At 73.7% G+C, this 26,573-nt stretch carries 27 protein-coding genes; 16 read left to right on the forward strand and 11 right to left on the reverse strand.

Going from position 1 to position 26,573, the window contains the following annotated elements; all coding sequences use genetic code 11:
• Nucleotides 1-64 precede the first annotated feature (64 nt).
• Both A6F73_RS25440 and A6F73_RS25445 read right to left on the reverse strand, forming a co-directional pair.
• Nucleotides 65-1,078: an aldo/keto reductase gene (locus tag A6F73_RS25440; RefSeq protein WP_279634942.1), complete on the reverse strand. Its 1,014-nt coding sequence runs from the start codon at nucleotides 1,076-1,078 to the stop codon at nucleotides 65-67.
• A 125-nt stretch (nucleotides 1,079-1,203) separates the two neighbouring features.
• Nucleotides 1,204-2,097, reverse strand: a complete 894-nt coding sequence (locus tag A6F73_RS25445) for a methyltransferase domain-containing protein (RefSeq protein WP_063349914.1) — start codon at nucleotides 2,095-2,097, stop codon at nucleotides 1,204-1,206.
• Nucleotides 2,098-2,312: 215 nt separating this feature from the next.
• Here A6F73_RS25445 and A6F73_RS44140 point away from each other — a divergent pair, with 215 nt between their 5' ends.
• The 8 genes from A6F73_RS44140 to paaE all read left to right on the forward strand — a co-directional run bounded on the left by A6F73_RS44140 (nucleotide 2,313) and on the right by paaE (nucleotide 10,823).
• The gene (locus tag A6F73_RS44140) at nucleotides 2,313-3,650 is read left to right on the forward strand and encodes a sensor histidine kinase (protein WP_063349915.1); all 1,338 of its coding nucleotides are present in this window, start codon (nucleotides 2,313-2,315) and stop codon (nucleotides 3,648-3,650) included.
• On the forward strand, nucleotides 3,647-4,306 hold the full coding sequence (locus A6F73_RS25455; RefSeq protein WP_063349916.1) for a response regulator transcription factor: 660 nt from the start codon (nucleotides 3,647-3,649) through the stop codon (nucleotides 4,304-4,306). Before A6F73_RS44140 ends, A6F73_RS25455 begins: the two co-directional genes overlap by 4 nt.
• 963 nt (nucleotides 4,307-5,269) lie before the next feature.
• Complete coding sequence (locus tag A6F73_RS25460) at nucleotides 5,270-6,508, forward strand: M20/M25/M40 family metallo-hydrolase (protein ID WP_079135991.1); 1,239 nt, start codon at nucleotides 5,270-5,272, stop codon at nucleotides 6,506-6,508.
• A gap of 287 nt (nucleotides 6,509-6,795) precedes the next feature.
• Nucleotides 6,796-7,869, forward strand: a complete 1,074-nt coding sequence (gene paaA / locus A6F73_RS25465) for a 1,2-phenylacetyl-CoA epoxidase subunit PaaA (protein WP_244293494.1) — start codon at nucleotides 6,796-6,798, stop codon at nucleotides 7,867-7,869.
• A complete protein-coding gene (gene paaB, locus A6F73_RS25470) occupies nucleotides 7,866-8,159 on the forward strand; it encodes a 1,2-phenylacetyl-CoA epoxidase subunit PaaB (RefSeq protein ID WP_030056311.1) in 294 nt (97 codons plus the stop codon). Before paaA ends, paaB begins: the two co-directional genes overlap by 4 nt.
• Before the next feature lie 13 nt (nucleotides 8,160-8,172).
• A complete protein-coding gene (gene paaC / locus A6F73_RS25475; protein WP_063349917.1) occupies nucleotides 8,173-9,090 on the forward strand; it encodes a 1,2-phenylacetyl-CoA epoxidase subunit PaaC in 918 nt (305 codons plus the stop codon).
• A gap of 8 nt (nucleotides 9,091-9,098) precedes the next feature.
• Nucleotides 9,099-9,656 (forward strand): 1,2-phenylacetyl-CoA epoxidase subunit PaaD, encoded by a 558-nt coding sequence (gene paaD / locus A6F73_RS25480; RefSeq protein ID WP_279634943.1) that lies wholly within the window; start codon nucleotides 9,099-9,101, stop codon nucleotides 9,654-9,656.
• Nucleotides 9,657-10,823 (forward strand): 1,2-phenylacetyl-CoA epoxidase subunit PaaE, encoded by a 1,167-nt coding sequence (gene paaE / locus A6F73_RS25485; protein WP_063349919.1) that lies wholly within the window; start codon nucleotides 9,657-9,659, stop codon nucleotides 10,821-10,823.
• 48 nt (nucleotides 10,824-10,871) lie between these two features.
• Here paaE and A6F73_RS25490 read toward each other — a convergent pair whose 3' ends face one another.
• Together A6F73_RS25490 and A6F73_RS25495 are read right to left on the reverse strand one after the other, a co-directional pair.
• On the reverse strand, nucleotides 10,872-11,975 hold the full coding sequence (locus A6F73_RS25490) for an NAD(P)-binding domain-containing protein (protein WP_063351520.1): 1,104 nt from the start codon (nucleotides 11,973-11,975) through the stop codon (nucleotides 10,872-10,874).
• Nucleotides 11,976-12,163: 188 nt separating this feature from the next.
• On the reverse strand, nucleotides 12,164-12,535 hold the full coding sequence (locus A6F73_RS25495; RefSeq protein WP_063349920.1) for a YbjQ family protein: 372 nt from the start codon (nucleotides 12,533-12,535) through the stop codon (nucleotides 12,164-12,166).
• Between the two features lie 122 nt (nucleotides 12,536-12,657).
• Here A6F73_RS25495 and A6F73_RS25500 point away from each other — a divergent pair, with 122 nt between their 5' ends.
• The 3 genes from A6F73_RS25500 (at nucleotide 12,658) to A6F73_RS25510 (ending at nucleotide 15,030) form a co-directional block, all read left to right on the forward strand.
• Entirely contained in the window at nucleotides 12,658-13,590 is a 933-nt protein-coding gene (locus A6F73_RS25500; protein ID WP_063349921.1) for a hypothetical protein, read from the forward strand.
• A 98-nt stretch (nucleotides 13,591-13,688) separates the two neighbouring features.
• The gene (locus A6F73_RS25505; RefSeq protein WP_208869117.1) at nucleotides 13,689-14,183 is read left to right on the forward strand and encodes a hypothetical protein; all 495 of its coding nucleotides are present in this window, start codon (nucleotides 13,689-13,691) and stop codon (nucleotides 14,181-14,183) included.
• Nucleotides 14,184-14,286: 103 nt separating this feature from the next.
• Nucleotides 14,287-15,030, forward strand: a complete 744-nt coding sequence (locus A6F73_RS25510; protein ID WP_063349922.1) for an aminoacyl-tRNA hydrolase — start codon at nucleotides 14,287-14,289, stop codon at nucleotides 15,028-15,030.
• A gap of 187 nt (nucleotides 15,031-15,217) precedes the next feature.
• Here A6F73_RS25510 and A6F73_RS25515 read toward each other — a convergent pair whose 3' ends face one another.
• Together A6F73_RS25515 and A6F73_RS25520 are read right to left on the reverse strand one after the other, a co-directional pair.
• Nucleotides 15,218-15,799 (reverse strand): DUF2269 domain-containing protein, encoded by a 582-nt coding sequence (locus tag A6F73_RS25515; RefSeq protein WP_244293495.1) that lies wholly within the window; start codon nucleotides 15,797-15,799, stop codon nucleotides 15,218-15,220.
• 98 nt (nucleotides 15,800-15,897) lie between these two features.
• Nucleotides 15,898-16,671, reverse strand: a complete 774-nt coding sequence (locus tag A6F73_RS25520) for an SDR family NAD(P)-dependent oxidoreductase (RefSeq protein WP_063349923.1) — start codon at nucleotides 16,669-16,671, stop codon at nucleotides 15,898-15,900.
• A 438-nt stretch (nucleotides 16,672-17,109) separates the two neighbouring features.
• Here A6F73_RS25520 and A6F73_RS25525 point away from each other — a divergent pair, with 438 nt between their 5' ends.
• Genes A6F73_RS25525 through A6F73_RS25535 form a run of 3 tightly spaced genes read left to right on the forward strand, consistent with a single transcriptional unit; the run spans nucleotide 17,110 to nucleotide 19,723 of the window.
• Complete coding sequence (locus A6F73_RS25525; RefSeq protein ID WP_063349924.1) at nucleotides 17,110-17,850, forward strand: hypothetical protein; 741 nt, start codon at nucleotides 17,110-17,112, stop codon at nucleotides 17,848-17,850.
• A 35-nt stretch (nucleotides 17,851-17,885) separates the two neighbouring features.
• Nucleotides 17,886-19,064, forward strand: coding sequence for a sensor histidine kinase (locus A6F73_RS25530; protein WP_063349925.1), 1,179 nt, complete (start codon nucleotides 17,886-17,888; stop codon nucleotides 19,062-19,064).
• Complete coding sequence (locus tag A6F73_RS25535) at nucleotides 19,061-19,723, forward strand: response regulator transcription factor (protein ID WP_063349926.1); 663 nt, start codon at nucleotides 19,061-19,063, stop codon at nucleotides 19,721-19,723. The genes A6F73_RS25530 and A6F73_RS25535 overlap by 4 nt, the downstream gene beginning before the upstream one ends.
• Nucleotides 19,724-19,858: 135 nt before the next feature.
• On the opposite strand, the gene A6F73_RS25540 is transcribed toward A6F73_RS25535, so the two are convergent.
• From A6F73_RS25540 to A6F73_RS25550, 3 genes are read right to left on the reverse strand one after another with little or no spacing between them, the layout of a single operon-like run.
• Nucleotides 19,859-20,605 (reverse strand): ABC transporter permease, encoded by a 747-nt coding sequence (locus tag A6F73_RS25540; RefSeq protein WP_063349927.1) that lies wholly within the window; start codon nucleotides 20,603-20,605, stop codon nucleotides 19,859-19,861.
• A 23-nt stretch (nucleotides 20,606-20,628) separates the two neighbouring features.
• A complete protein-coding gene (locus A6F73_RS25545; RefSeq protein ID WP_063349928.1) occupies nucleotides 20,629-21,384 on the reverse strand; it encodes an ABC transporter permease in 756 nt (251 codons plus the stop codon).
• On the reverse strand, nucleotides 21,381-22,319 hold the full coding sequence (locus A6F73_RS25550; protein WP_063349929.1) for an ATP-binding cassette domain-containing protein: 939 nt from the start codon (nucleotides 22,317-22,319) through the stop codon (nucleotides 21,381-21,383). The genes A6F73_RS25545 and A6F73_RS25550 overlap by 4 nt, the downstream gene beginning before the upstream one ends.
• Nucleotides 22,320-22,496: 177 nt before the next feature.
• On the opposite strand from A6F73_RS25550, the gene A6F73_RS25555 reads away from it, so the two are divergent.
• Entirely contained in the window at nucleotides 22,497-23,708 is a 1,212-nt protein-coding gene (locus A6F73_RS25555) for a histidine kinase (protein ID WP_063349930.1), read from the forward strand.
• A 44-nt stretch (nucleotides 23,709-23,752) separates the two neighbouring features.
• Nucleotides 23,753-24,412 carry a response regulator transcription factor gene (locus tag A6F73_RS25560; RefSeq protein WP_063349931.1) on the forward strand — a complete coding sequence of 220 codons (660 nt, stop codon included), beginning with the start codon at nucleotides 23,753-23,755 and terminating at the stop codon, nucleotides 24,410-24,412.
• A gap of 94 nt (nucleotides 24,413-24,506) precedes the next feature.
• Here the strand turns inward: A6F73_RS25560 and A6F73_RS25565 are convergent, their stop codons facing one another.
• Nucleotides 24,507-25,631: an ABC transporter ATP-binding protein gene (locus A6F73_RS25565; RefSeq protein ID WP_079135994.1), complete on the reverse strand. Its 1,125-nt coding sequence runs from the start codon at nucleotides 25,629-25,631 to the stop codon at nucleotides 24,507-24,509.
• A gap of 64 nt (nucleotides 25,632-25,695) precedes the next feature.
• Nucleotides 25,696-26,523, reverse strand: coding sequence for an ABC transporter permease (locus A6F73_RS25570; protein ID WP_063351524.1), 828 nt, complete (start codon nucleotides 26,521-26,523; stop codon nucleotides 25,696-25,698).
• Nucleotides 26,524-26,573 lie beyond the last annotated feature (50 nt).

Consider the following 26,573-nt stretch of genomic DNA (forward strand, 5'->3'; position numbering starts at 1 on the left):
TCCTTAGGGTCGTGCGGTCGAGGGTGGTGCTGCCGTCCCCGGCCGTCGGGCCGGTTCCGGTTGGTCAGTGCTCGCTGTCCAGGTGTGCCATCTGGGCGGCAGCGTAGCGGTCGCCCGCTGCGGAGCCGGCGGGGACGGCCGCCTCGATGGCCGCGAGGTCGGCCGCGGTGAGGGCGACGTCCAGCGCGCCCAGCGCCTCGGTGAGGCGGTCGCGGCGGCGGGCGCCGACCAGCGGAACGACGTCCTCCCCGCGCGAGGCGACCCAGGCGATGGCGACCTGGGCGACGCTCGCCCCCTTCGCGGCGGCCACCGCGCGCAGCGCCTCGACGAGCGCGAGGTTGTGGGCCAGGTTGTCGCCCTGGAAACGCGGGCTGTGGCCACGGAAGTCGGTGCCGGCCAGGGCGCGGCCCTGGTCCCAGTGGCCGCTGAGCAGGCCGCGCGAGAGCACGCCGTAGGCGGTGACGCCGATGCCGAGCTCGCGGGCGGTGGGGAGGATGGCGTCCTCGATCGAGCGGGAGATCAGCGAGTACTCGATCTGCAGGTCGCTGATCGGGTGGACGGCGGCGGCGCGGCGCAGGGTGTCGGCGCCGACCTCCGACAGGCCGATGTGGCGGACGTAGCCGGCCTTCACCAGGTCCGCGATGGCGCCGACGGTCTCCTCGATCGGGACGTTCGGGTCCAGGCGGGCAGGGCGGTAGACGTCGATGTGGTCGGTGCGCAGGCGGCGCAGCGTGTAGGCGAGGGCGGTCTTGGTGGCGGCGGGGCTCGCGTTGTAACCGAGCCACTGGCCGTCCGGGCCGCGCTGGGCGCCGAACTTCACGCTGATCTGCACGCTCTCGCGGGCGCGGCCGCGCAGGGCCTCGTGGATCAGCAGCTCGTTGTGGCCCATGCCGTAGAAGTCGCCGGTGTCGAGCAGGGTGACCCCGGCGTCGATCGCGGCGTGGATGGTGGCGATGCTCTCGGCCTCGTCGGCCGGGCCGTACAGGTCGGACATGCCCATGCAGCCGAGGCCGAGGGTGGAGGTGACCGGTCCGGAGGTGCCGAGGGTGCGCTGTGTGGGGCGGGAGGTCGTGGCCACGGGGACTCCAGGGGTGAGTGTGGCGATGGGTGGGGTGACCCGGAGTCCACTATGGCACGACGGCGAACAGATTTCAAAATCTGTTCGCTGTCGTCTGTTATCTGTTATCTGAAAGCTGTCACCTGTTATCTGTCACCCGCCGGCCCGATCGGCCGTCCGGCTGCGGTTCTCGTACGCGAGGGCGCCTCGTCGGCTGTGGCCTCGCCTGCCGGGGGCTCTGGGGACTCTGGGGGCGAGGCCAGGCCCCAGTCCTCCCGTCCGCCCGGCGCCCGGAGCAGGTAGGCGCGGGCCGGCGGCAGGTTGCGCCACACCGTTCGCTCGCCCAGCCCGTACGCCGCCTCGAACCGCCGCAGCAGTCGCACCACTGCCCGGTGGCGGGCGCTCTGCCGGGGCCCCGAGGACAGGGTGCGAGCCGTCGTCGTGCCGAGGTAGCCGAAGTACGTCAGCTCGCCCCCGGGCAGCAGCAGCCGCAGGTAGAGGTCGAGGAGGTGGCGTACCTGGGCCGGCTCGAAGTTGGTGAACGGCAGGCCCGACACGATCACGTCGTACCGGTCGTCCGTCTCGCCGGCCCCGCCCGCTCGGCCCGTCTGGTTCGTCTCGCTGGTCTCGCTGGTCTTGTCCTGGGGCAGTTCCTCCACCCGGCAGGCCGACAGCCGCAGGGCGACGCCCGGGCGTCGTGCGGCCAGCACCGGGTCCTCCCGCAGCCGGTCGGCGAAGCGCGGGTTCGCCTCGACGACGTGCAACCGGTCGCCCGGGAGCAGTGCTTGGGCCAGCCGTCGGGTCACCACGCCGGTCCCGGCGCCGACTTCCAGCACCGAGATCGGTCGATTCGGGCGGCTGGTGACCGGAACCACCAGGGCGTTCACCAGGTCCTCGCCGCTCGGTGCCAGCGCGCCGGTGTCGTGGAAGGTGCGCAGGGCCTCGGCGAGGAACAGCAGGTGGTCCCCGGCGGAACGTGAACTGCGCTTCGGGGCAAGGGAGTCGAGGTGGGGGCGGGGGCGGAGCTGCTCGGTGGTCATGCCGTCGACGCTAGGCAGCCCCGCCGCACCCCGAATCGGCCGACGAGCGACGCGTACCCCCGACGAAAGTCGAGGGTGCGGGTACCTGGGAGAAGGGGGCACCCGCCCGCCGCCCGCCCGTAGCATCGAATCGAGCCGGACGGACGGAGGGACGGGCGACGGACGGACGGAGAGAGCGCGGGGGGAGCCCGATGCGAGAGGACAGGAGCGGCCCGATGCGCACAGGCCTGCTGGGCTGGTACGGCCCGGACCGCCGGCTGTGGAGCGACACCCTGCTGCTGCTCGGCATCCTCGCGCTCACCGCCGAGGAGGGCCTCTCCCAGTGGGTCCACGCCGACGAGCCGTTGCGGCTGCCCCGGACGGTCGTGGCCGCTCTCGCCCCGCTCTCCCTGCTGTTCGCCCGTCGCTACCCGATGGCGTCCGCCGTCCTGCCGGTGCTCACCGGTGGCCTGTTCAACCGCGCCTTTCCCGGACTGTTCAGCGTCTACTACCTTGCCTCCCTCGGCCGGACCGGTCCGGCGGCGGCCGGCGGCGCCCTCATCGCGGTGGTGAGCGCGACCCGAGCCGACTCGCTGGTCGGCTGGGCGGGCACCACCGGATCCCAACTCCTGGTCCAGGCGGCGACCTTGTCCGTCGGCCTGTGGCTGCACGGCCGCCGGGTGCTGATCCGCACCCTGCACGAGCAGGTGGACATGCTGCGCCGGGAGCGCGAGTTGCGCGCCGAACGGGCCCGGGCCGCCGAACGGGCCCGGATCGCCCGGGAGATGCACGACGTGCTCGCCCACCGTCTCAGCCTGCTGGTGCTGCACGCCGGGGTGCTGCGCGACCAGGCCCTCGCCGGCACCGTCGCCGCCGACCCGGACCGGCTCACCCACCGCCTCGAACTGCTGCGCACCACCGCCGCCCACTCGCTCGACGACCTGCGCGACGTCCTCGGCGCCCTGCGGGCCGACCCGCCGACAGCACCGGTCGCCGAGGAGGTGCCGGCCGTACCGCCCCGGGAGGAGCGCGTCCCGGCGCCCGCGCTGCGCGATCTCACCGAACTCGTCGGCGAGGCCACCTCGGCCGGGCAGCAGGTCGAACTGGCCCTCGCCGGCGACCCGGAGACCGTCCCCACCACCCACCGGCTGGCCGTGCACCGTCTGGTCCAGGAGGCGCTGACCAACGCCCGCAAGTACGCGCACGCCGCGCCCGTCACCGTCCGGGTCCGTTACGGCGCCCCGGCCACCACCGTCGAGGTCCGCAACGGCCCGGGGGAGGCGTCGCCGAACGGGCCGGGCACCAGCGGCGGGTACGGTCTGGTGGGGCTCACCGAACGGGTCGACGCGCTCGGCGGCCACCTCGACGCGGGACCGGACGGCGGTGGCGGCTTCCGGCTCGCGGCCCGCCTGCCCGCACCGGAGCGCCCGCCGCAGACCGTGCCAGAACCCGCGCCAAAACCCGCGCCTGGGCCCGCCCCAAGGCCGGGCCCAGGACCGGGACGCGACCCCGGATCCGGGCCTTCCCCGACCCCTGCTCCCTCCCCGACCCCGAAGCCGAAGGACGACGCATGATCCGTACGATGGTGGTCGACGACGACGCGCTGGTGCGGCTCGGTCTCGTCGACCTGCTCGCCCAGGACCCGGCCCTCACCGTGGTCGCCGAGGCCACCGACGGACTGCAGGCCGTCGAACTCGCCCGCAGCCAGCGGATCGACGTGGCGCTCATGGACATCCGGATGCCCCGGCTCGACGGCATCGCCGCCACCAGGCGCCTGCGCGAACTGTCCGACGCCCCGCGCGTGATCGCGCTCACCACCTTCGACCTCGACGAGTACGTGTACCAGGCGCTCGCCGCCGGGGCTGACGGCTTCCTGCTCAAGGACACCCCGCCCGCCGAGATCGCGCGGGCCGTCCACGTCGTCGCCTCCGGCCAGGGGATGCTGCACCCGGCGGCCGCGCGGCGCCTGATCGACCGCTACCACCGCACCGGTGCGCCCCGGTCGGTCGCCGCCCGCAATCGGGTCGCCGGGCTGACGCCGCGCGAGACGGACGTGCTGCGCGAACTCGCCGACGGGCTCTCCAACGCGGAGATCGCGGGCGTCCTCGGGATGCGCGAGAGCACCGTGAAGGCGCACGTCAGCCGGATCCTGACCGGGCTGGGCGTCGGCAACCGGGTCCAGGCCGCGCTGCTCGCGCGCGATGCCGGGCTGGTCGAGGACGGCGCCTGAGTCGGAGCCTGCCAGCGGTGCCCTGAGTCGGTGCCCTGAGTCGGTGCCCTGCAGTTGGTGCCGGGCGGTGCGGGGCAGTGCAGGGCGGTGCCGTCGTGGCTCGTGTGGTCGCTGGTCCTGCCGATGCCCGACGCCCGGTGGTGCGCACGGTGGCGGGTGGGGCGTCATGTCGTCCGGTGTTCACGCGAGTGTTCCCGGGGCGTCGGACCGGGCTCCCCCTGAGCCGGTCGCGTGCTCCCGGTTCGTACCGCGCGCTGAGCCGTTGTCACCCATCCGGCGTGGAAATCCCGCGCCTTGGCGGTTTGCGCTGCCGAACCCGGGCGGCGGGTCCATGGTGGAGATGGGCGCGATCCGGCGACCGCGCCCGCGCGCCGATCCAGGCCCGCGCGCCGCGCGCCCGCCGCTGTTCTCCGACGGGTGTCCGAGGTTGAGGGCCCGGTCCCGGCACGCTGGGAGCAGGGCCACCTCGCAGGAAGCCGAACGGTTCTTCTAGGCTCACATCTCGGCTTCCCTGCGGCGGTCCGGCCCGTTGCGCCCGCCGTCAGGAAGCCGCCGTCCACGGGGCCCCGGGCGGACCGGGGCCACCGGATCGAGCGAGGAGGACGTAATGCCAAGCACGCCGCCCAGCCGTTCCACCGCACTTGGGCCAGACGGTCCGTTCCGAAGGGCCGGGCACCATCCCGGTCGATCGGCGCGGTCCAGCCGGGCCTGGCAGCCGGGTTGGGGTGGCCGGCCGGTCCGGCCGCTGAATACCGGCAGCGGCCGCGGAGGCGAACGTTGAGTCCCCAGATCGTCGGGTCGCCCGCCGCGCCGAGTGCCGCCGCCGCCCCCGACGGTGACTCCGCCCCCGCGCCCGCCCCTGCCTCGGACCGCGCCCCTGTCGACCTCCCGGCCGCTGCTGACGGTGAGGCCCTCACCGCTACCGCTACCACCAGCGCTACCACCACCGCTCATGCCACGGCCATGGCCACGGCCACAGCCACAGCCACGGCCACCGTCACAGCCTCGGCCACCGCTGCCGCGACCGCCGCGCTCCCCGGCCTGCCGCAGGCCCTCAGTACTCGCGCCCGTACGCTGGCCGGGGCCGTCCGGCGCCGGTGCACGGACCTGGCCCGGATCGAGTCACCCAGCGGAGACGTACCCAGACTCGACGCTCTCGCCGAGGAGTTGAGCGCCGGGTTCAGTGCCACCGGTGCCACCGCGCGACGCGAGCCCGGGCCGGCCGGCGACCACCTCGTCCTGGATTGGGAGGGGCAGGACGAGACCCTGCCGCACCTGTTGATCGTCGGCCACCACGACACCGTCTGGCCGGTCGGCACCCTCGCCGACTGGCCGGTCACCGAGCAGGACGGTCTGCTCAGCGGCCCCGGCGTCGTCGACATGAAGGGCGGACTCGCCATCCTGGAAGGCGCGTTCGCCCTGCTCGCCGACCTCGGGCAGCGGCCGCACCGCGCCGTCCGGCTGGTCGTCGTCTCCGACGAGGAGGTCGGCAGTCCGGACGGACGGCGCCTGGTCGAGCGCCAGTTGCGCGGCGCGGCCGCGGTCCTAGGGCTCGAACCTCCGCACCCCGACGGCCGGTTGAAGACGGCCCGGCGCGGCAGCACCCGGGTCCGGCTCACCGTCACCGGGCGTGAGGCCCACGCGGGCAACGACGCCCACGACGGGGTGTCGGCGGTCGACGAACTCGTCGACCAGCTCGTCGTCGTCCGCGGCCTCGCGGGACAGCCGGGGACGGAGCTCAACGCCGGTCGGATCAGCGGGGGTTCGCGGGCCAACGTGGTCGCGGGCCGGGCCGAGGCCGAGCTCGGCCTGCGGTTCTCCACCGCCGAGGCACAGCGCCGTACGCTCGACAACCTGGCTCGGCTCACCGCGCTTCGCCCGGGGGCCAGGGTCCGGACCGAGGTGCTGTCCAGCCGCCCGGCGTGGCCCGAGCGCACCGGCAACCCGCTGCTGCGGCACGTTCGTTCACTCGCGGCGGTGCTCGGGCAGCAGCTGGACGGTGGACCGGCGGGCGGCGCGGGGGACACCAATCTGCCGGGCTCGCGCGGGCTGCCGACGCTGGACGGCTTCGGCGCGGTCGGTGCCGGCGCTCACGCCCGGCACGAGCACATCCGGCTCGACCAGCTGGCACCCCGGATCGCCCTGCTGGCCGCGCTCCTCGCCGTACCGCTGCCGAGGCTGCGCGACCGCACGGAGGGTTGAGCGGGCCGCGGACGGCCGGGGGCTATCGGAGAGCAGGGAGCAGAAAACAGAGAACAGAAGACGGGTGACAAGTAACAGCTAACAGATAACAGCTAACAGATAATGAAATCTGTTAGCTGTTATCTGTTTGTCGCCCACCCGTCGCCCGCCGCCTGCGCCCACTGCTCACCGCCCGAACCCCGCCCCTCGCCCACATCCCTTGCCATCCCTCCGTCTCGCCGCGCAGAATGGTACCGACCGAACGGTCAGTCGGTTGGCGCTGTGGGCGCCGGCGCGGGACACGAGAGGTGATCGTGGTGACAGCAGAGGTGGCCGAGGCGGTCCCCGCGCAGGCGCAGGAGGACCGGTTCGAGGCGGTCGTCGCCGCCGAGCAGCGGATCGAGCCCAGGGACTGGATGCCCGACGCCTACCGGGCCACGTTGATCCGCCAGATCGCCCAGCACGCCCACTCCGAGATCATCGGCATGCAGCCCGAGGGGAACTGGCTCACCCGCGCCCCCTCGCTGCGCCGCAAGGCGATCCTGCTCGCCAAGGCCCAGGACGAGGCCGGCCACGGCCTCTACCTCTACGCCGCCGCCGAGACCCTGGGTGTCGACCGCGCCGAGCTCACCGAGAAGCTGATCTCCGGCCGGCAGAAGTACTCCTCGATCTTCAACTACCCGACCCTCACCTTCGCCGACGTCGGCGTGATCGGCTGGCTGGTCGACGGCGCCGCGATCTGCAACCAGGTCCCGCTCTGCCGCTGCAGCTACGGCCCGTACGCCCGCGCGATGGTGCGGATCTGCAAGGAGGAGTCGTTCCACCAGCGTCAGGGCTATGAGCTGCTGATGACACTGATGCGCGGCACCGAGGCGCAGCGCCGGATGGTCCAGGACGCGGTGGACCGCTGGTGGTGGCCGTCTCTGATGATGTTCGGGCCCCCGGACGCCGACTCGCCGAACACCGCCCGCTCGATGGCCTGGCGGATCAAGCGGCACACCAATGACGAGCTGCGTCAGCGCTTCGTCGACATGACCGTCCCGCAGGCCGAGCACCTGGGCGTCACGCTCCCGGACCCCGAGCTGCGCTGGAACGAGGAACGCGGCGGCTGGGACTTCGGTGAGCCGGACTGGTCCGAGCTGACCAGGGTCATCCACGGCCAGGGCCCGTGCAACACCCAGCGGGTCGAACGCCGCCGGACGGCGCACGAGGACGGTGCCTGGGTCCGTGAGGCGGCCGTCGCCTACGCGGCCAAGCGCCGCGCCGAACAGTCCGCCGAACCCGTGCTGCCCGAACCCGCGCTGCCCGGAGCCGGACAGTCCGCCGAACCCGGGCAGCCCGGGCGTACGGGCGAGCCCACGGAACAGGAGAACGGAAAGTGACCGAGTCCAAGGCCGGCTGGCCGCTGTACGAGGTGTTCGTGCGCCCCCGACGCGGGCTGAACCACGTCCACGTCGGTTCGCTGCACGCGGCCGACGACCGGATGGCCCTGCTCGCCGCCCGCGACCTCTACACCCGCCGCAACGAGGGCGTCAGCCTCTGGGTGGTCCGCTCGGACGCGATCACCGCCTCCACCCCGGACGAGCGTGACCCGTTCTTCGAGCCCAGCGGGGACAAGGTCTACCGCCACCCGACCTTCTACGACATCCCCGAGGATGTCCCGCACATCTGACGGGGGAACCGCCATGCAGGACCACAGCACGCAGGCCGGCGCCGGCGCCGACCCCGACGACCATGTCTACCTCGGCCTCGCCGAAGCCGCGCCCGGCCCCGAGGGCGAGGGCCGCTGGGCGTACGGGACGGGCTTCGCCGACCCGCTGCTCGGCGTGGACACCGCCGTGCCCGCCGGGGTGGACGGCGCGGACCTCGCCGCCTACTGCCTGATGCTCGGCGACGACGCCCTGATCCTCTCCCAGCGCCTGATCGAGTGGTGCACCCGGGCGCCCGAGCTGGAGGAGGAGGTCGCACTCGCCAACCTGGGCCTCGATCTGCTCGGCCAGGCCCGCCTGCTGCTCACCCGGGCCGGCCAGGCGGACGGCTCCGGCCGCACCGAGGACGACCTGGCGTACTGGCGGGAGGACCACGAGTTCCGCAACGTCCGGTTGGTCGAGGTCCCGAACGGCGACTTCGCCCACTCGGTCGCCCGGCTGTTGCTGTTCGCCACCGCGCGCTGCGCGCTGTACGAGGCGTTGAGCGCGCACCCGGACCCGGTGCTGGCGGCGGTCGCCGCCCGGGGCGTCAAGGAGCTGGCGTACCACCGCGAGTACGCCACCGCCTGGACGCTTCGGCTCGGTGACGGCACGCCGTACTCCTCGGCGCGGATGCAGGCCGGGCTGGACGCGCTCTGGCCGCTGCTGGAGGAACTGTTCACGGCCCACCCGGTGGAGCTGCGCACGGGCGCCGATCCGGCGGCGCTGCGCGAACCGGTGCTGCGCTCGCTCGGCGCCGTGCTCGCCGAGGCCGGGCTGACCGTACCGGACGGGCAGCCGCTGGCCACCGTGCTCGGCCGGGCCGGCCGGGACGGCGTGCACACCGAGGCGCTCGGCCCGCTGCTCGCCGAATTCCAGGTGCTGGCCCGCGCGCACCCGGGGGCGACGTGGTGAGCGCGGCGGTGACGGAGCGCGGGACGGCCTGGGAGGTCGCGGCGGCCGTGCCGGACCCGGAGCTGCCCATGCTGACCCTGGCCGACCTGGGCGTGCTGGCCGAGGTGGAGGTGGACGACGGCGCGGTGACCGCCTGGCTGACCCCGACCTACTCGGGCTGCCCCGCCGTGGCCGAGATGGCCGCCGACGTGGACCGCCGGCTGCGCGTGGCCGGGTACCGGGACGTCCGGGTCCGGCTGCGGTTGGATCCGCCGTGGTCGACCGATCTGATCACGGCCGAGGGCCGCCGCAAACTCGCCGAGGCGGGCATCGCCCCGCCGCGGCCGACCTCCGCCGCCGGCGTGGCCGGCGCGGTCCCGCTCGTGCTCGGTCCCACCCACACCACCGCCCCCGCCGCCGCTCTGGCCGGCACTGCCGCAGCCGCAGCCGCAGCCGCTCCCGTGCCCTGCCCGCGCTGCGGCGGCGTGGACACGGAGGAGCTGTCCCGCTTCGGTTCCACCGCCTGCAAGGCGCTCTGGCGCTGCCGCGCCTGCCGGGAGCCGTTCGAACGCGTCAAGGAGATCTGAATGCCCGCCGCTTCGCACGCCGCCTCCCCGGCCGACGCCGACGCCCCCGCCGACGTCCCCGCTGAGGCCGCAGTCTCCACGGTGCGCCCCGCCCGCCGCCCGACCTTCCACCGGCTGCGGATCGAGCGGGTCGAGCGGCTCTGCGACGACGCCGTGGCGGTGACCTTCGCGGTGCCGGACGGGCTCGCGGCGGACTTCGCCTTCCGGCCGGGGCAGACCCTGACGCTGCGCAAGGTGGTGGACGGCGTCGACGAGCGCCGCTCGTACTCGATCTGCGCCCCCGTCGGCGGGCCGCTGCGGATCGCCGTCCGGGAGGTGCCCGGCGGGCTGTTCTCCCGGTGGCTGGTGCGGGACGCGGGGCCGGGCGAGGAGGTGGACGTGCTGACGCCGTCGGGCCTGTTCACCCCCGACCTCGGCGTTCCGGCCGAGCACGTGCTGCTCGCGGCCGGTTCCGGCATCACCCCGATGCTGTCGATCGCCGCGTCCGTCCTGGCCGCCGACCGCAGCTCCACCGTCACCCTGTTGTACGGCAACCGGCGCAGCGACACCGTGATGTTCGCGGACGAGCTGGCCGACCTGAAGGACCGCTACCTCGGCCGCTTCCAGCTGGTCCACGTCCTGTCCCGGGAGACCCGTGACGCGGAACTGCTCAGCGGGCGGCTGGACCCGGAGCGGGTGCGGGCGCTGCTGGCGGCGCTGGTGGATGTCGGGAGCGTCGGGCACTGGTGGCTGTGCGGCCCGTTCGGGATGGTCGTCGGGGCGAAGGAACTGCTCGCCGGGCTGGGCGTGCCGGGCGAGCGCGTGCACCAGGAACTGTTCCACGCCGAGGACGAGCCGGTGTCCGAGCGCCCGGAGGACCGGGACGGCGCGGCGGGAGTGGCCGACGGCCCGCACAGCGAGGTCACCGTCGTCCTGGACGGGCGCGGCAGCACGCTCTCCCTGCCGTGCGACCGCTCGATCCTGGACGGCGCCCAGCGTTCCCGCCCCGACCTGCCGTTCGCCTGCAAGGGCGGGGTCTGCGGCACCTGCCGCGCGCTGGTCACCGAGGGCGAGGTCGAGATGCGCCGCAACTTCGCGCTGGAGGAGAAGGAGCTGGCTGCCGGCTACGTCCTCACCTGCCAGGCCCGCCCGCTCACCGACCGGGTGACGGTCGACTACGACCGCTGAGCGGCCGGCCGCCGCACCCTTCTCCTCCTGCTTCCCCTCCTGACTGCTTCAGACCACGGCTGGGGCGGGCAGCCTGGCCGGATCGCCGAGCAGGTGGACGAGGTCGCTGACGGCGGCGCGACCGGCCCGGTTGGCGCCGATGGTGCTGGCGGACGGGCCGTAGCCGACCAGGTGGACGCGCGGGTCGGCGGTGGCGCGGGTGCCGGTGAGCGCGATGCCGCCGCCGGGGGAGCGCAGCCCGAGCGGGGCCAGGTGGCCGACCTCCGGGCGGAAGCCGGTGGCCCACACGATCGCGTCCACCGTCAGCTCCTCCTCCCCCCAGGCGACGCCGTGCTCGGTGAGCCGGTCGAACATCGGGCGGCGGTGCAGCGCGCCCAGTTCCTCGGCACGCCGGTAGGCGACCGACGGGCCGAGCCCGGTGACGCTCACCACGCTGCGCACCGGCAGGCCCTGCCGGACCCGTTCCTCGACCTTGGCGACCACCGCGCGCCCGTACTCGGGGGTGAACGGCCCCTCGTGGTAGACGGGCGGGGTCCGGGTGACCCAGACCGTTTCGCCGACCGCCGCCACCTCGGACAGCACCTGGATCGCCGAAGCGCCCCCGCCCACCACCAGGACGCGCCGGCCGGCGAACTCCCCGGGGCCGCGGTAGTCGGCGTAGTGCAGTTGGCGACCGGCGAAGTGGCCCGGGTAGTGGGGCAGGAAGGGGCGGGTCCAGGTGCCGGTGGCGTTGATCAGCGCGCGGGTGGACCAGGTGCCGTGGTCGGTCTCGACCAGCAGCCGGGAGTCCGGGCGGTCCGACTCGGCGCGCACCGCGCGAACCGCGACGGGGCGTACGACCGGGAGCGCGTGCCGGGCCTCGTACGCCGCGAAGTACCCCGGCACGACCTCGCGCGCCGGGGCCTCGGGGTCGGGCGCGGGGAGTTCGGCGTCCGGGAGGTCATGGAAACCGTGCACGGTGGCCATCCGCAGGGACGGTGAGCGGTGTGCCCAGGCGCCGCCCGGCGCGGGGTTGGCGTCGAGCACGACGAAGCCGCCGTCGGCGTCCGCCCGGTAGGGGGCGAAGCCGCGGCGGCTGAGGTGGTAGGCGGCGGACAGTCCGGCCTGTCCGGCGCCCACCACCAGGACGTCCACCGTGAGGACGTCCACCACCTCGATGTCCACTACCAGGGCGTCCGCGTGCCGCTGCCTGCCATTGGTTGCACCGTAAACAGTCACGCCGGTGAAACATCGGGGGTGCGGCGGGTGTTCCCGCGTCTGCGGGTGCTTGCGGTCCCGGGGTGCTTGCCGTCCCGCCGCGTGGCGCCCCGCGCGGGCGACGGGTCAGCTCGGGCGCCGGGTCAGGCGGCCGGGGAGATCACCGCGGCCGTGCCGTAGGCACAGACCTCGGTGCCGACGTCCGCCGCCTCCGTCACGTCGAAGCGCATCATCAGCACCGCGTTTCCGCCGCGCGCCTTGGTCTGCTCGATCAGCCGCTGCATCGCCTCGTTGCGGCTCTCGACCAGGGTCTTCGTCAGGCCCCGCAGCTCGCCGCCGATCAGCGACTTCAGTCCGGCGCCGATCTGGCTGCCGATGTGGCGGCTGCGCACGGTCAGCCCGAAGACCTCGCCGATCACATGATCGACCCGGAAGCCGGGGATGTCGTTGGTGGTTACGACCAGGACGTCGGCGTTCGGGCCCTGCCCGCCGCCGTACTCGTTGATGTCAGCCATGGGCCCATCCTGCCCTGTCGTACGTCCGAGTGATCGAGGCGGGGCCGGACGATGGCCGAGAAGGGGTCCAGAAGCTGGTTCAGACCGGTGATCGGGCGGCCGAAAGGCCGTACCGTAGCCCCATGGGCGAGCGAAGCGATCATCCACAGGGGCCGGGCGCGGCGGAGGACTCCGGCGCGCAGGAGATCGAGGCGACGGTGGTGCTGGGCCTGCGGATCACCGACTGGCCGGCGCTGCGCGCCGCCGCGATCAGGGCCGTCGAGGAGCTGGTGTTCGAGGGCATCGACCCGGCCGGCCAGCGCCGTGAGCTGCTGCGCGAGGTCTCCGAGGACGCCAACGCGGCGCTCGGCGCACTGCTGCACCCGGACCGGCTGGTGGCCGCGATCCCCGGGGTCGAGGCGATCGGCGGCACGCTGGAGATCAGCGTCACCGAGGACTTCGCGCCGGACTTCGCCGAGCTGTTCCCGCTGGAGGGCGACGAGGACGAGGACGGCGGCGCCGGCGCGGACTGGACCCTCACCCCGCGCACCGCCTGCCTCCTGCACGCCCAGCTGATCGGCCTGGCCGACGCCGCCTACGACGACTTCGACGAGCACGGTGACGACCCGGTCGTCGACGGCGAGGACGCCGACTGGTCGCTCTACGCCCGCCTGCCCCAGCGCACCTGGCGGCTGCACCGGAACTGGCGCCGCGCCATGGCCCGGGCCCTCGACGACCTGGCCGACGACCTCGCGCTCGGTGAATGGCCGCTGCCGCGCTGTCTGGCCGAGGACATCGGGCTGCGGATGGCCCTGGTGGACGCCCGGGCCCTGCTCGGCGCGCAGCCCGAGTCGGTGGCCGACATGATGGGCGACCTGCCGGCCGACCTGTACGACTACGACTGGGACGGCTGCCACGACGAACTGTTCGGCGTCTACGGACCGGACGACGGCGACCCGGAGCTGGGCGCCGAGCAGCGCACCGAGGTGCTGCTGGCGGCCACGCACCCGGAGGGCTGGTTCCTGACGTACGAGGACGCGGAGGCGCGGGACCCGCAGCGCGGCTACCGGCGCTGACCGGCCGCCGGGCTGGTCCGGTCCGGTTTTCGGGCCGGGTTGGAGTGGTTCGAAAGGCTTTTCGGGCGCCGCGACGGGTGGGCGACTAGGCTGCGGGCATGTCCGATACGTCTGATGTGCGTGCGGGTCCGGCAGGCGGGGACGACCAGGTGTTCACCCGGATCGCGCTCGGACTGGACGGCGTCCAGGCCGCCCAGCACGGGCGGACGGCCGAGGCGCGGGCCAGCTTCGAGGCGCTCTGGGCGGCGCTCGGCGAGCGGGGCGATGTCTTCCACCGCTGTGTCCTCGCCCACTACCTGGCCGACCTGCAGGACGATCCGCAGGACGAGCTGGAGTGGGACCGGCGGGCGCTGGCCGCCGCCGACTCGCTGACCGCCGAGCGCGCCCAGACCTACGAGTCCGCCCTCCAGGTGCGCGCGTTCTACCCCTCACTGCACCTCAACCTGGCCTCGGACCACCTCAAGCTCGGCGAGCCCGACCTCGCGCGCGAGCAGCTGGAGCGCGCCGTGCGCAGCCTGGACGCGCTCCCCGAGGACGCCTACAGCGCGAGCATCCGGTCGGCCGTCGACGAACTGCGGCAGCGGCTGCGCTGAGCGGTGGTGTGCAGGGGCGGGGGTTGGCAGGGGCAGGGGCAGGGGCGCACGGGCCCCCGGCACCGCGTGATCACCGGGGTGGCGGGGCTGGCATGCTGGACGGGTGACTTCTCCGTTCGACACCCCTGCTCCCGCTCCCGCTTCCGACGACTCCCCGGCCCCGGCGGACCGTGACGCGCGGCCGCAGTACGTGCTGCCGCTGCTCGTCCGGCTGGAGAAGGCCACGCCGCCCGGGCGGACCGACGCGCTGGAGACCTCGGCCCGGGCGGTGCTCACCCTGCTGTCCGACTCGCGGGTGACCGACGCGGACGGCGAGTGGGCGGAGCGGGTCGAGGCCTGGGAGGACGCCCGGATCCGCAAGGTGGTCCGGCGGGCCCGGGGCGGGGAGTGGCGCCGGGCGGGCGAACTGCCGGGGATCACGGTGAGCGGACGGGAGGCCGAGGTGCGGGTGTTCCCGCCGGTTCCGTTGGACGGTTGGCCGAAGGACCTCGCCAAGCTCCAGGTCTCCGGGACGGACCTGGAGGAGACCGCCGAGGTCGGCGCCCCTGAGCCCGGGTTGCCGGTGCTGTGGCTCAACCCGGAGCTGGAGATGAGCGCGGGCAAGACGATGGCGCAGACCGGCCACGCCGCCCAGCTGGCCTGGTGGCGGCTGGACGAGGCGCAGCGCAAGGAGTGGGCCGAGGCCGGATTCGCGCTCGCGGTGCGGACGGCCCCGGCGGAGACGTGGGAGGCGCTGGTCGCCAGCGGTCTGCCGCTGGTCCGGGACGCGGGCTTCACCGAGATCGCGCCGGGTAGCTGCACGGTGATCGCGGACCACCCGGCATTGCGGGGGACTGCTGAGGTCTGAGGTCTGAGGTCTGACGTCCGGGAGTCGACAGCTGGCGTCTGGCGTCTGGCGTCTGGCGTTTGACGGCAGACGGATAACAGCGAACAGCTGACAGATTTCGAAATCTGCCAGCTGTTCGCTTGGAGCGGCGTGTTCGCGCGGCATGGCTTTCTACCGTGGCATCCAGCGAGCTCGGCCCTGCCTTGGCTCACCCGCCACTGGGCCGTGACCGGGCATGGCGGCGTCCCGACGGTTTGACGACGGAGAGCACGACGTTGGTGACGTACACCGACAGCGCGACGATCGGGATGATCACCAGGCTGTAGCGGGTGAATCCGAGGTGCATGTCCGCGATGGTGCCGGTGGGGTGCTGGTCCACCAGGTGGGCCGCTTCGTGCAGCCGGGCGGTGAGTTCGAAGATCGAGGCGGCGGTGGCGGCCAGGGTGAGCCAGAACTTGACGGCAACCCAGCGGTACCTGAACAGGCGCCAGGGGGTGCCGAGCGCGAGGAGCAGGCCGGTCAGCAGGGAGAGCAGGCTCAGCGGGAGGACCAGCGCGTCGCCGAGGAGCGGCATCGTCCGGTAGGCGCTGCGCAGGGTCTCCGCGCTGTCCGTCAGCAGCCCTGTCGCGCCGAGTGTGAGCAGGCAGAGCATCAGGCCCAGCCAGCTGATCGAGCTGATGATGTGCACGACCACCGCGCTCTTGCGGGCAGTCGGTGAGAGGCGGAAGTTCTTGGGCTGCCGGGTGCCCGGATGGGGCGTTGCCACGGAGGACGCGGCGGGGGTGGTCATACGGGGTCCTTCGGGAGGCGACGGGGGAGGGGGCCTGCGTCAGGCTCTCGTGGCGAGCGCCGTGGTCGCCGGCCTGTGGCTGCGGCCGGCCACCGACGTCAGAGCATGATGCGCCCGCCGGCCACGTCGATCGTCTGGCCGGTCAGCCAGGACGACGACTCGGACGCGAGGAAGAGCGCGGCGTGAGCGACATCGGCGGGCACTCCTGCGCGGCCCAGCGGGAACTGCCTGACGATCAGCGGGAGCTTTTCGGCGGGTATGCGCTCCTGCTGGCTCTCCGTCATGATGAGGGACGGAGCGAGGCAGTTGACCCGCACGCCGTGCCGGCCCACCTCCTGTGCGACCTGGCGGGTGAACATCAGCACGCCTGCCTTGGCCGCCGCGTAGGAGGCGGCGGCACCGCCGGGAAGCCGCCCGGCGGTGGACGCCATGGTGATGATCGAGCCGCCGCCGCGCTCGATCATGCCGGGCAGGAAGGTCTGCACGGCCAGGAAGGTGGTGGTCAGGTTCAGGTCGACCACCGAGTGCCAGTGCTCCAGGCTCATCTGCTCGATCGGCACCGGGTCGCCGCCTCCGCCGACGAACGCGCAGAGCACTTCGATCGGACCGACGGACTGCTCTGCCTGTGCACGCAGCCGTACGAGGTCGGCGGGATCGGTGCAGTCGGCCGTCATCGCGACCGCCGTTCCGCCTGCCGCGCGGATCTCGCCGACCGTCCGGTCGACGGCACTCCGGTCGCGGCCGACGACGGCTGCCTTGACACCGTTGGCGGACAGGGCTTTTGCCGTCTCGGCTCCGATGCCCCGGGAACCTCCGGTGACGAGGGCGGCCTTACCTGCGAGATCGGGATAGGTGGGCAGTGGCGTGGTCATCAGTGTGGCTCCGTGGATTCTCGGTTGACGGTCAGTCAGTCGGCTGGCGGGCGGCGTGGCGCCGCCCGTGCCGACCCCAGAAATCCTCGTTGCCGTGCCTGTGCGCCGTCGTCGCCCGAGCGGCGGCCGTCGGGATACTCCCGCTGTCGTAGCGTTGCGTTTTGGTGGTACGACGCTGGGCGGAGGCCGAAGTGTCAGGCGCAGAACGGTTGCTGACACAGAGCGAGGACAGTGCTCTCCTGGTGGCAGAGCCCTTGGTACGACCCGCGGCTGAAGCACCAGGCCCGTGTGAGGGCGGCCGGTGATGCGGTACCTGCGTGGGCGTACGGCCGAAGCCTTCCTCCGGAGGACGCCCCGGCGCGGCCGGTGCGGTGAACTGAACCGCGCCGGACGTGGGCCTTCCAACCGGCGCCGTCCCTTACCTGGAGGCTGTCGACCTTGTCGTCCTTCACCTCGCCCCGTCGGTCGTCCGCGGGAGCGCTCAGCGGCATCCTGTACGTGCTCCTCTTCGTGGCCGGCCTCGTCATCAGCGGCATCACCGCGCCCTCCGGGCCGTTCGCCACCCCGTACTCCAGCGACGACGTGGTGCGCAAGTACCTGCTCGCCGATCCGGCGGCGCTGCACCGCTCGCTTCAGGTGGGAGCCCTGTTCCAACTGCTCTCGGCGCTGGCGCTGCTGGCGTTCGTCCCCTGGTTCACAGAGTTCGTGGGCCGCCACGGCACCCCGGTGCGGGCGGGTGTGGTCCGGGCGGCGGGCGGTGCGTCCGGGGTCCTGCTGGTGCTGTCCGCGAGCGTGGGTTGGGTCCTGTCGCTGCTGGGCACCGCCGCGGACCTGCCGGTGTCCCGCGCCCTCATGGACCTCGCCTTCATCACCGGCGCTGCGCCCGCGATCGGCACGCTCGGCGTGGTCCTGTGGCAGGTGTCGCGCACCGCGCTGGTGAGCCGGGCGCTGCCCGCCTGGGTGGCCTGGTCCGGACTGGCCCTGTCCGCCGCGAGCATGTTGTCCCTGCTCTCGCTGGTCGCCGAGCCGGCCACGCTGCTGATCCCGGTCGGACGTTACGTCGGCTTCCTCTGGTTCGTCGCGGTGAGCCTGACGCTGTGGCGTCGGGACGGCGGCACCCCCTCCACGGGCCAGTCGGGTACTACGGTGGGAGTAGCTGCACCCGCACCCGCGAGCTGATGCCCGGGTGTGGCGCGCCGAACTAGCCTTCCGGCATGAACGAGTTACGCCCGTCGTGGAAGCCGCCGTGGAACCGATCCGGCCGGGCGAGCCTGCCCGTGCTCTCGTCGCTGGCCGTCGCCTGCTTCCAAGTGGCGGGCACGGTCGGTGCAGGACAGCGGCAGCCCGACCGCGTCCAGCTCGACGCCCTCGGCTACGTGCTGCTCCTGCTCGGCCCCGCCGCGCTGCTGCTGCGCCGCCGCCACCCGGCGGCGGTCATGGCCGGCACCACAGCGGTCACCATCGGCTACCTGTTCGCCGGGTACCCGTACGGCCCGGTCTTCGTCAGCCTTGGTGTGGCGTTCTTCGTCGCAGTCCAGTGCGGGCAGCGGCGGGCGGCCTGGGCCTGCGGCGGCGCCTTCTACGTCGGTCAGCTGCTGATGAGCTACGCGATTCCATACGACTGGCTGCGGGCCAAGAGCTGGCAGGCCAACGCCTGGCAGGAGTTGGGCGTCGCGGTGGTGCTACTGCTCATCGCGACCGGTGCGGAACTGGCCCGGGTCCGCCGCGAGCAGTTCGCCGCCGCCGGAGCCGCCGCGGAGGAGGCACAGCGGCGCCGCGTCGACGAGGAGCGGCTGCGGATGGCCCGCGAGCTGCACGACATCCTGGCGCACAGCATCTCGTTGATCCACGTCCAGGCCGGGGTGGCGCTCGAACTCATCGACACTCGCCCGGAACAGGCCAGAAGCGCCCTGGCGACGATCAAGGCCGCCAGCAAGGAGGCCTTGGGCGAGGTCCGGCAGGTCCTCGGCACGCTGCGCGGACCGGGGGCCACCGCGCCGCGCACTCCAGCCCCCGGCCTGGACCGGCTGGACGAACTGGTCGACCAGGCCGGCCGGGCAGGCCTGACCGTCAGCGTCCGTTCCGAGGGCATCCCCGGGGAGGCGCCGACCGCCGTCCAGCGGGCCGCCTTCCGGATCGTCCAGGAAGCCCTGACCAATGTGATCCGCCACTCCGCGGCCCGGACGGCCACCGTGCTGCTCTCCCGGACGGCCGACGGCCTCACCGTGCAGATCGACGACCCGGGCCCGGTGGGCGGCGGCGACGCGGGCGGCTCGGGAGCCGGACTGATCGGGATGCGGGAGCGGGTCGCCACCTTCGGGGGCACCCTGGAGGCGGGCCCGTGCGACGCGGGCTTCCGAGTCCGGGCCCGCCTGACGAGAGGTGACTGGTGATCAGGGTGCTGCTGGTGGATGACCAGATGCTGGTCCGGGCCGGGTTCCGGGCGTTGCTCGACGCCCAGCCCGACGTCGAGGTGGTCGGCGAGGCCGGCGACGGCGAGCAAGCCCTGCGCCTCGCCGTCGAGCTGCGTCCCGACGTGGTGCTGATGGACATCCGGATGCCCCGCCTCGACGGCCTGGAGGCCACTCGGCGGATCGGGGCCGACCCGGAGCTCGACGGGGTGCGGGTGGTCGTACTGACCACCTTCGAGCTCGACGAGTACGTCTTCGAGGCGTTGCGGTCCGGCGCGGCAGGGTTCCTCGTCAAGGACGCCGAGCCGGCCGAACTGCTCCGGGCGGTCCGGGTCGCTGCCGCAGGCGACGCGTTGCTCTCGCCGGGCGTCACCCGGCGCCTGATCGGAGAGTTCGCCGCCCGCTCGAAGGAGCCGCGGGCGGTCGGCCTTGAGATGCTCACCGAACGCGAACGCGAGGTGCTTGCCCTGGTCGGGCTCGGGCTCTCCAACGAGGACATCGCCCGCCGCCTGGTGGTCAGCCCGCTGACCGCCAAGACGCATGTCAGCCGCGCCATGGTCAAGCTCGGCGTCCGCGACCGCGCCCAACTGGTCGTCCTCGCTTACGAATCCGGCCTGGTCCGCCCCGGCTGGCTCGGGTGACGGATGACAGATGACAGCGAACAGATAACAGATAACAGATAACAGATTTCGAAATCTGTTATCTGTTCGCTGTTACTTGTTTGCTGTCATCTGTTTGTTGTCATCGGTTACCGGCCCGCCGCCCGCCGTCGGGCGCTACCCGCCGGAAGCCTGGTGTCGTCGGATCGCCCGCAGCCCGCCGTAGGCGGCAGCAGCCGTCCAGAGGGCCATGATCAGCAGTCCGGTCCAGTGGCCGTAGTGGATGCCGGCCTCGGTCCGGGTGTGCGTCGCGTACAGGCCGGCCCGGTCGGGCAGGAACTGGCCGGCCTCGCGGATGCCGGGGATGGCCGCCAGCCAGGTGGTGCCGAGGAACACCATCGGGCCGAGCAGGCCGAGCGCGGCGCTGAAGTTGCCCAGCATCGTGGTCAGTCCGAGGCAGAGCAGTACCAGCAGCGGGTGGTAGAGCACGCCGGCCACGAAGCTGCGGGCCAGGCCGGGGGTCGACCAGTCCAGTCCGACGGTGGCGTCGACGGCCAGGAACGAGCCCGCCGTCGACGCCAGCCCGAGTAGCAGGCCCAGCCCGGCGCCGAGCGTGAGCTTGGCGCCGTACAGCCGCGCGCGCCGGGGGGCGGCGATGAACGAGGTGCCGATCATGCGGGTGTTGAACTCCTGCCCGATCAGCAGGATCCCGAGGCAGGCCACGGCCACGTGCCCGAAGAGCAGCCCGTAGTAGATCCCGTTGGCCGGGTCCGTGCCGGGGGCCACGGTCTTGGGGTCGGAGGCGGCGCTGACGGCCGCGGTGACCCCGACGGTCAGGACCAGGGCGACCAGCGGGGCGGCCCACTGGGAGGGCAGGGTGGTGAACTTGATCCGTTCGGCGCGCAGGGCGTGGGCCGCGCTCATTGCCATCTTCCCTTCGTTCGTGGTCACTTGGCGCGCCGCAGGGCGAGCAGGCCGCCGTAGGCCGCGGCGCCGGCCCACAGGGCCATGATCAGCAGTCCGGTCCAGTGCCCGTACGAGACCTGCGGGTCGTCGGCGTAGTGCAGTGCGTACTGGCCGGCCCGGTCGGGCAGGAACTGGGCCACCTGCCGCACCCCGGCCACGCCGCCGAGCAGCGGCGAGAGCAGGAAGACGACCGGTACCAGCAGTCCCATGGCGGCGGTGAGGTTGCCGAGCAGCGCGGTCGCTCCGAGGCAGAACACCACCAGCAGCACCGGGTAGAGCACGCCGGCGGTGGCGCTGCGGACGAAGGCGGGGCCGTCCCAGTCGCCGGGGACGGTGGCCGCGTACCCGGCGAAGGCGCCCGCCGTGCCCGCCGCGCCGACGCCGAGGCCGACCAGCGCGCCGAGCGTGAGCTTGGCGCCGTACAGCCGTCCGCGCCGGGGGACGGCGGTCAGTGAGACGTCGATCATGCGGGTGTTGAACTCCTGGCCGATCAGCAGGACCGCGAAGCAGACCAGCGCGGCCTGGCCGAAGTTGAGCCCGTAGAAGACGCCCACGCCGGGGTCGTCGGTGAGGTTGTGCTCCGAGCCGCCGAGGGCCGCACCGATGGCCGTGGTGGTGCCCACGGTGAGCGCGAAGGCGAGCAGCGGGGTGATCCAGAGCGAGTGGAGCGTGGTGAGCTTGATCCGTTCGGCGTTGAAGGCGCACAGGTGGTACCGGAGGGTCGAGCCGGGGTTCATGCGGTGGCCTCGGCGCGGTACTCGACGCTGTCGGCGGTCATCCGCATGAACGCCTCCTCCAGCGAGTCCTGTTGGACCGCGATCTCGTACAGGACCACGCCGTGTGCGGCGGCGAGCGCGGCGATCTGCTCGGGTTCGGCGCCGGTCACCTCCCAGGCGCCGTCGTCGGCCTCGGTCGCGGTGAGGTTGCCGGCGGCGTCCGACTGCTGGAGCAGGTCGCCGCCGAACAGGGCGGCGAGTTTGGCCGAGTTGACGGCCCGGACGCGGATCCTGGTCCGACCGTGCTGGTCGATGAACTCGGCGGTGGCGGCGTCCGCGAGCAGCCGGCCACGGCCGATGACCACCAAGTGGTCGGCGGTGAGCGCCATTTCGGTCATCAGGTGGGACGACACCAGCACCGACCTGCCCTCGGCGGCCAGTTCGCGCAACAGGGTGCGGATCCAGCGGATGCCCTCCGGGTCGAGACCGTTGACCGGTTCGTCCAGCAGCAGCACCGGCGGGTCGCCGAGCAGCGCGGCGGCCACCCCGAGGCGCTGGCGCATGCCGAGGGAGAAGCCGCGGATCCGCCGTCCGGCGGCGTCCGTCAGGCCGACCTGGGCGAGCACCTCGTCCACCCGGCGCGGCGCCAGGCCGTTGCTCGCCGCGAGCCAGCGCAGGTGGCCGGCGGCGGTGCGGCCGCCGTGCAGGGCGTGGGCGTCCAGCAGGGCGCCCACCTGCCGCAGCGGCTGGGCGAGTTCGGCGTACCGGCTGCCGCCGACCAGGGCGCTTCCGGCGGTGGGGCGGTCCAGGCCGAGGATCAGGCGCATGGTGGTGCTCTTACCGGCGCCGTTCGGGCCGAGGAAGCCCGTCACCAGGCCGGGCCGGACCTCGAAGGACAGGTCGTCGACGACGCGCCGACCGTCGTACTCCTTGGTGAGGCCCTGGATCTCGATCACGGCCGCTCCCCTCTCGGTGCTCCGGTGCCGGGTCGTCCGGCTGGTGGTCACATTCGACCGGAGCGGGCCGTACCGGCGGATCCCGCCGGGGTCGGGAGCCGTCTCCCTCCCGGGAGGGAGACGGCGGCAGGCTCGCGGGGGAGCCAGGGCCGGCCGCTGAGCTGGCAGGATGGTGGAATGCCCAGGATCCTCGCGCCGCTGCTGGCCGGCGCCACGTACGCGCGCCTGCTGCACCTGCTGGTCGGGTGGATCTTCGCGGGCGTCATCCTGATGATCTACCCGGGGACGTACCACAAGGGCCTTGGCGAGATCGTGGTCGCGAGCGCCGCGGCGGACGTCACCCTGCTCGCCCTGGTCGCCCTCGTCCCCGCGACGCGGCGCGCCGAGGGGGTGCAGGCGCGGTTGCTGCTGCTGCCCGACCGCGAGGAGGACATCGCCGCCGAGTCCTCCCGCACCTGGGCGGACCGGCGGCGCACCGCCGGCTGGCTGATCGGGCGGGTCGTGCTCGGCTCGGTGGTGGGGTTCGCGACGGCCTTCGGCCTCACCAGCGGCTACGACCTGCTGACCGGACCGGACTCGTTCTGGTACCTCCCGCTCGCCCCGGTGCTGGTGGTCGGCTACGGCTGGCTGGTGGTGTCCGCCGGTCGCCTCCAACTCGCCATGGCCGTAAGGCTGCTGGGTCCTTCCCCGGCGGAGCGGCTGGCGGAGGCGGAGCTGCGGGCCGAACGGCTGCTGGAACGCAACAGGTTGGCCCGCGAGCTGCACGATTCCATCGGCCACGCACTGACGGTGACGGTCCTTCAGGCGGGTGCCGCACGGGAGGTCGGGGACCAGGTGTTCACCGCCAAGGCGCTCGAAGTCATCGAGGAGACCGGCCGCCGGGCCATGGAGGACCTCGAACGCACCCTCGTCCTGCTCCGCGAGACGCCGGAGGGTGCGGCCGGCAACGGAACAGCCACCGAACAGCCCGGCGTCGACCAGCTGCCCGCACTGTTCGACACCGCCCGGTCGGCCGGGAGCCCGGTCGAGGCGCGGATCGAGGTGTCGGCGGGGGCGCTGCCCGGGGTGCTCTCCCGCGAGTCCTACCGGATCGTCCAGGAGGGCGTCACCAACGCGCTCAAGTACGCGCCCGGCGAGCCGGTCAGCGTCCGGATCGCCGTTCAGGGAGGGCAGTTGGAGCTGCGCTGCGCCAATCGCTCGGCGGTCGGCGGAGCCTCGGCGCGCCTGGCGGGCGGTGCGGCGGGCAAGGGCGGCAAGGGCGGCAAGGGGCTGCGCGGCATCCGGGAACGCGCCACGCTGCTCGGCGGGGAGGCCACCGCCGGGGTGTCGGGCGACGGGGGCGGGGAGTGGGTGCTCGCCGTCCGGCTGCCCCTACGCTTGGGCTCGTGACGAACGATCCTGTGGGCGCCGGACCGGCGAGGGGCGCTGCCGGGATGATCGACATCCTGCTCGCCGACGACGAGGAACTGGTCCGGGCCGGGATGCGGGCCGTCCTGGAGGCGCAGGGAGACCTGCGGGTGGTCGGTGAGGCCGCCGACGGCGCCGACGCGGTGGCGCTGGCCCGCGCGCTGCGCCCGCACGTCGTCCTGATGGACGTCCGGATGCCGGTGCTGGACGGCCTGGCGGCGACCCGCGAGCTCCTGCGCCCCGGCGCGCCGGGGGAGCAGCCGCCGAAGATCCTGGTCGTCACCACCTTCGAGAACGACGACTACGTCTACCAGGCGCTGCGCGCGGGCGCCGACGGCTTCCTGCTGAAGCGCTCCCGGGCGGCCGAGATCGCGCACGCGGTACGGCTGGTGGCGGCGGGCGAGTCACTGCTGTTCCCGGCCACGATCCGCCGCCTCGCGGCCGGCCACGGCAATCCCGCCGCCCGCGCGACCATGGACCGGGCGGCGCTGACCGAGCGCGAGGCACAGGTGCTGCGGCTGGTCGCGCGCGGCCTCAGCAACGGGGAGATCGCCGAGCTGCTGTTCCTCGGCGTGCAGACGGTGAAGACCCACGTCAGCAGTGTGCTGGCGAAGCTCGGGGCGCGGGACCGCACCCAGGCGGTGATCGCCGCGTACGAGTCGGGCTTCGTCGAGCCGTCGGAGTAGCGCACAGCGCGGCGGGCAGGAGTGGCGTACCGGGCCTGAGCGGCGTAGCGGGCAGGAGCTAGGCGGGGACGCGGGCGGCCCGGCGCTGTCGGGGTCAGGCCGGGTAGGCGTGGGTCTGGGTGGCCTTGACGGAGGCCCAGACCTCGGATCCGGGCGCCAGCCCCAGCTCGGCGACGGCGGCCGGGGTGAGGTCGGCGGCCATCGGCAGTTCGCCCGCGAGGTCGGCGCGCACCTGGTCGCCGTGCAGGTCCAGGCCGGTGACCTCGGCCTTCCACACGTTGCGCGCGCTGGACTGGGGCCGTTCGCGGTGCAGGGTCACGGCGGACGGCGGGAAGGCGACGAAGGCCGGGCCGGACAGCTCCTCGGTGGTGGCCAGGACCGTGCCGGCCGTGAGCGTGACCTGGTGGCCCTCGGCCACGCCCTGGTACAGGTTCAGTCCGACCAGGCGCGCGATGTAGTCGGTGCGCGGCCGCCGGGCGACCTCCGCCGGGCTGCCGGACTGCACCTCGTGCCCGCCCTCGATCACCACCAGCCGGTCGGCGAGCACCATCGCGTCCAGCGGGTCGTGCGTCACCAGCACCGCCACGGCCTCGAACTCGGCCAGGTGGCGCCGCAGTTGGGCGCGTACGTCGAGCCGGGTGCGGGCGTCCAGGGCGGCCAGTGGCTCGTCCAGCAGCAGCAGCCGGGGGCGGACGGCCAGCGCCCGGGCCAGCGCCACCCGCTGGGCCTGGCCGCCGGAGAGGCTGCCGGGGCGTACGGAGGCGTGGTCGGCCAGGCCCATCCGCTCCAGCCAGGCGGCCGCCTCGGCCCGGGCGGCACGCTTGGGGCGGCCCTGGCAGCGCGGGCCGAAGGCGACGTTGTCGAGCGCGCTGAGGTGCGGGAAGAGCAGGTAGTCCTGGAACACCACGCCGACGGGACGTTCCTCGGCGGGGGTGTGCACGCGCTGCCCGGGCTCCTCCAACAGACGCCCGTCCAGGCGCAGGTGGCCGCCGGTGAGCGGGAGCAGCCCGGCGAGGGCGCGCAGGGCGGTGGACTTGCCGGCGCCGTTCGGGCCGAGCAGCGCGACCACCTCGCCGGGGGCGGCGGTGAGGGCGAGGTCGAGGGTGAACGCGGCGCGCTCCACCCGCAGCCGGGCGTCGAGGGCGGGTGCAGGCGCAGCCGCGGCGGTGGGGGCAGCAGGGGCAGCGGGGTCGTTGGGGTCGGTCGGGGAGGTGCTCATCGGGGCGGCGTCCAGGGGGTCGGGGCAGCGGTGGCCGGGTTCCGGCCCGGGGCTCGCAGGGCCGTCACGGGGTCGACATCCAGCGGTCGCGCAGGCCGACCAGGACCGCGACGGAGACCACCAGCAGGACCAGCGACAGCGCGATCGCCGCCTCGGGGTCCGATTCCATGGCGAGGTAGACGGCCAGTGGCATGGTCTGGGTGCGGCCCGGGAAGTTGCCCGCGAAGGTGATCGTGGCGCCGAACTCGCCGAGCGCCCGGGCCCAGGCGAGGACCGCCCCGGCGGCGATCCCTGGGGCGATCAGCGGCAGGGTCACCCGGCGGAACGCAGTCAGCCGGGATGCGCCCAGGGTCGCGGCCGCCTCCTCGTAGCGGGGGTCGGCGGCGCGCAGCGCGCCCTCCACGCTGATCACCAGGAACGGCATCGCCACGAACGCCTCGGCGATGACCACCCCGGTCGTGGTGAACGGCAGCGTGATGCCGAAGGCCGAGTCCAGCCAGGAACCGACGATGCCGCGCCGCCCGAGGACCAGCAGCAGTGCCACGCCGCCGACCACCGGCGGCAGCACCAGCGGCAGGGTGACCAGGGCCCGGATCACCCGCCGGCCCGGCAGTTCGGTGCGGGCGAGCAGCCAGGCCAGCGGGACGCCGAGGAGCAGCGAGACCGCGGTGGCCGCCGTCGCGCAGATCAGCGACAGGCGCAGGGCGTCCCAGACGGTGGCGCTGGTGAGCTGCTCGGACAGGCCGCTCCAGGGCGCCCGGACGAGCAGGCCGACCAGCGGCAGGATCAGGAACGCCAGTCCGAGCAGCGCCGGGAGCAGCAGCGTGACCGGGACGCGGTGGGTGCGCCGGCGCCGGCGCCGGCGTGGCAGGGCTTTCGCCGTTGCTGCCATGCCGGGCCCGGTGTCGGCGGTGCGTTCGGTGGTGCGCCCGGTGTCGCTGG

Origin of the sequence: Streptomyces sp. MJM8645, from assembly GCF_001625365.1 — a bacterium.
GTDB lineage: Bacteria > Actinomycetota > Actinomycetes > Streptomycetales > Streptomycetaceae > Kitasatospora.

Bases quoted from the DNA above. Each gene is read 5' to 3' on its own strand.
- A6F73_RS25445 (WP_063349914.1), bottom strand. From the start codon at position 2,097: ATGACCACCGAGCAGCTCCGCCCCCGCCCCCACCTCGACTCCCTTGCC.
- A6F73_RS44140 (WP_063349915.1), top strand. From the start codon at position 2,313: ATGCGCACAGGCCTGCTGGGCTGGTACGGCCCGGACCGCCGGCTGTGG.
- A6F73_RS25455 (WP_063349916.1), top strand. From the start codon at position 3,647: ATGATCCGTACGATGGTGGTCGACGACGACGCGCTGGTGCGGCTCGGT.
- A6F73_RS25460 (WP_079135991.1), top strand. From the start codon at position 5,270: ATGGCCACGGCCACAGCCACAGCCACGGCCACCGTCACAGCCTCGGCC.
- paaC (WP_063349917.1), top strand. From the start codon at position 8,173: ATGCAGGACCACAGCACGCAGGCCGGCGCCGGCGCCGACCCCGACGAC.
- paaE (WP_063349919.1), top strand. From the start codon at position 9,657: ATGCCCGCCGCTTCGCACGCCGCCTCCCCGGCCGACGCCGACGCCCCC.
- A6F73_RS25495 (WP_063349920.1), bottom strand. From the start codon at position 12,535: ATGGCTGACATCAACGAGTACGGCGGCGGGCAGGGCCCGAACGCCGAC.
- A6F73_RS25500 (WP_063349921.1), top strand. From the start codon at position 12,658: ATGGGCGAGCGAAGCGATCATCCACAGGGGCCGGGCGCGGCGGAGGAC.
- A6F73_RS25505 (WP_208869117.1), top strand. From the start codon at position 13,689: ATGTCCGATACGTCTGATGTGCGTGCGGGTCCGGCAGGCGGGGACGAC.
- A6F73_RS25515 (WP_244293495.1), bottom strand. From the start codon at position 15,799: ATGACCACCCCCGCCGCGTCCTCCGTGGCAACGCCCCATCCGGGCACC.
- A6F73_RS25520 (WP_063349923.1), bottom strand. From the start codon at position 16,671: ATGACCACGCCACTGCCCACCTATCCCGATCTCGCAGGTAAGGCCGCC.
- A6F73_RS25530 (WP_063349925.1), top strand. From the start codon at position 17,886: ATGAACGAGTTACGCCCGTCGTGGAAGCCGCCGTGGAACCGATCCGGC.
- A6F73_RS25540 (WP_063349927.1), bottom strand. From the start codon at position 20,605: ATGAGCGCGGCCCACGCCCTGCGCGCCGAACGGATCAAGTTCACCACC.
- A6F73_RS25545 (WP_063349928.1), bottom strand. From the start codon at position 21,384: ATGAACCCCGGCTCGACCCTCCGGTACCACCTGTGCGCCTTCAACGCC.
- A6F73_RS25555 (WP_063349930.1), top strand. From the start codon at position 22,497: ATGCCCAGGATCCTCGCGCCGCTGCTGGCCGGCGCCACGTACGCGCGC.
- A6F73_RS25560 (WP_063349931.1), top strand. From the start codon at position 23,753: ATGATCGACATCCTGCTCGCCGACGACGAGGAACTGGTCCGGGCCGGG.
- A6F73_RS25565 (WP_079135994.1), bottom strand. From the start codon at position 25,631: ATGAGCACCTCCCCGACCGACCCCAACGACCCCGCTGCCCCTGCTGCC.
- A6F73_RS25570 (WP_063351524.1), bottom strand. From the start codon at position 26,523: ATGGCAGCAACGGCGAAAGCCCTGCCACGCCGGCGCCGGCGCCGGCGC.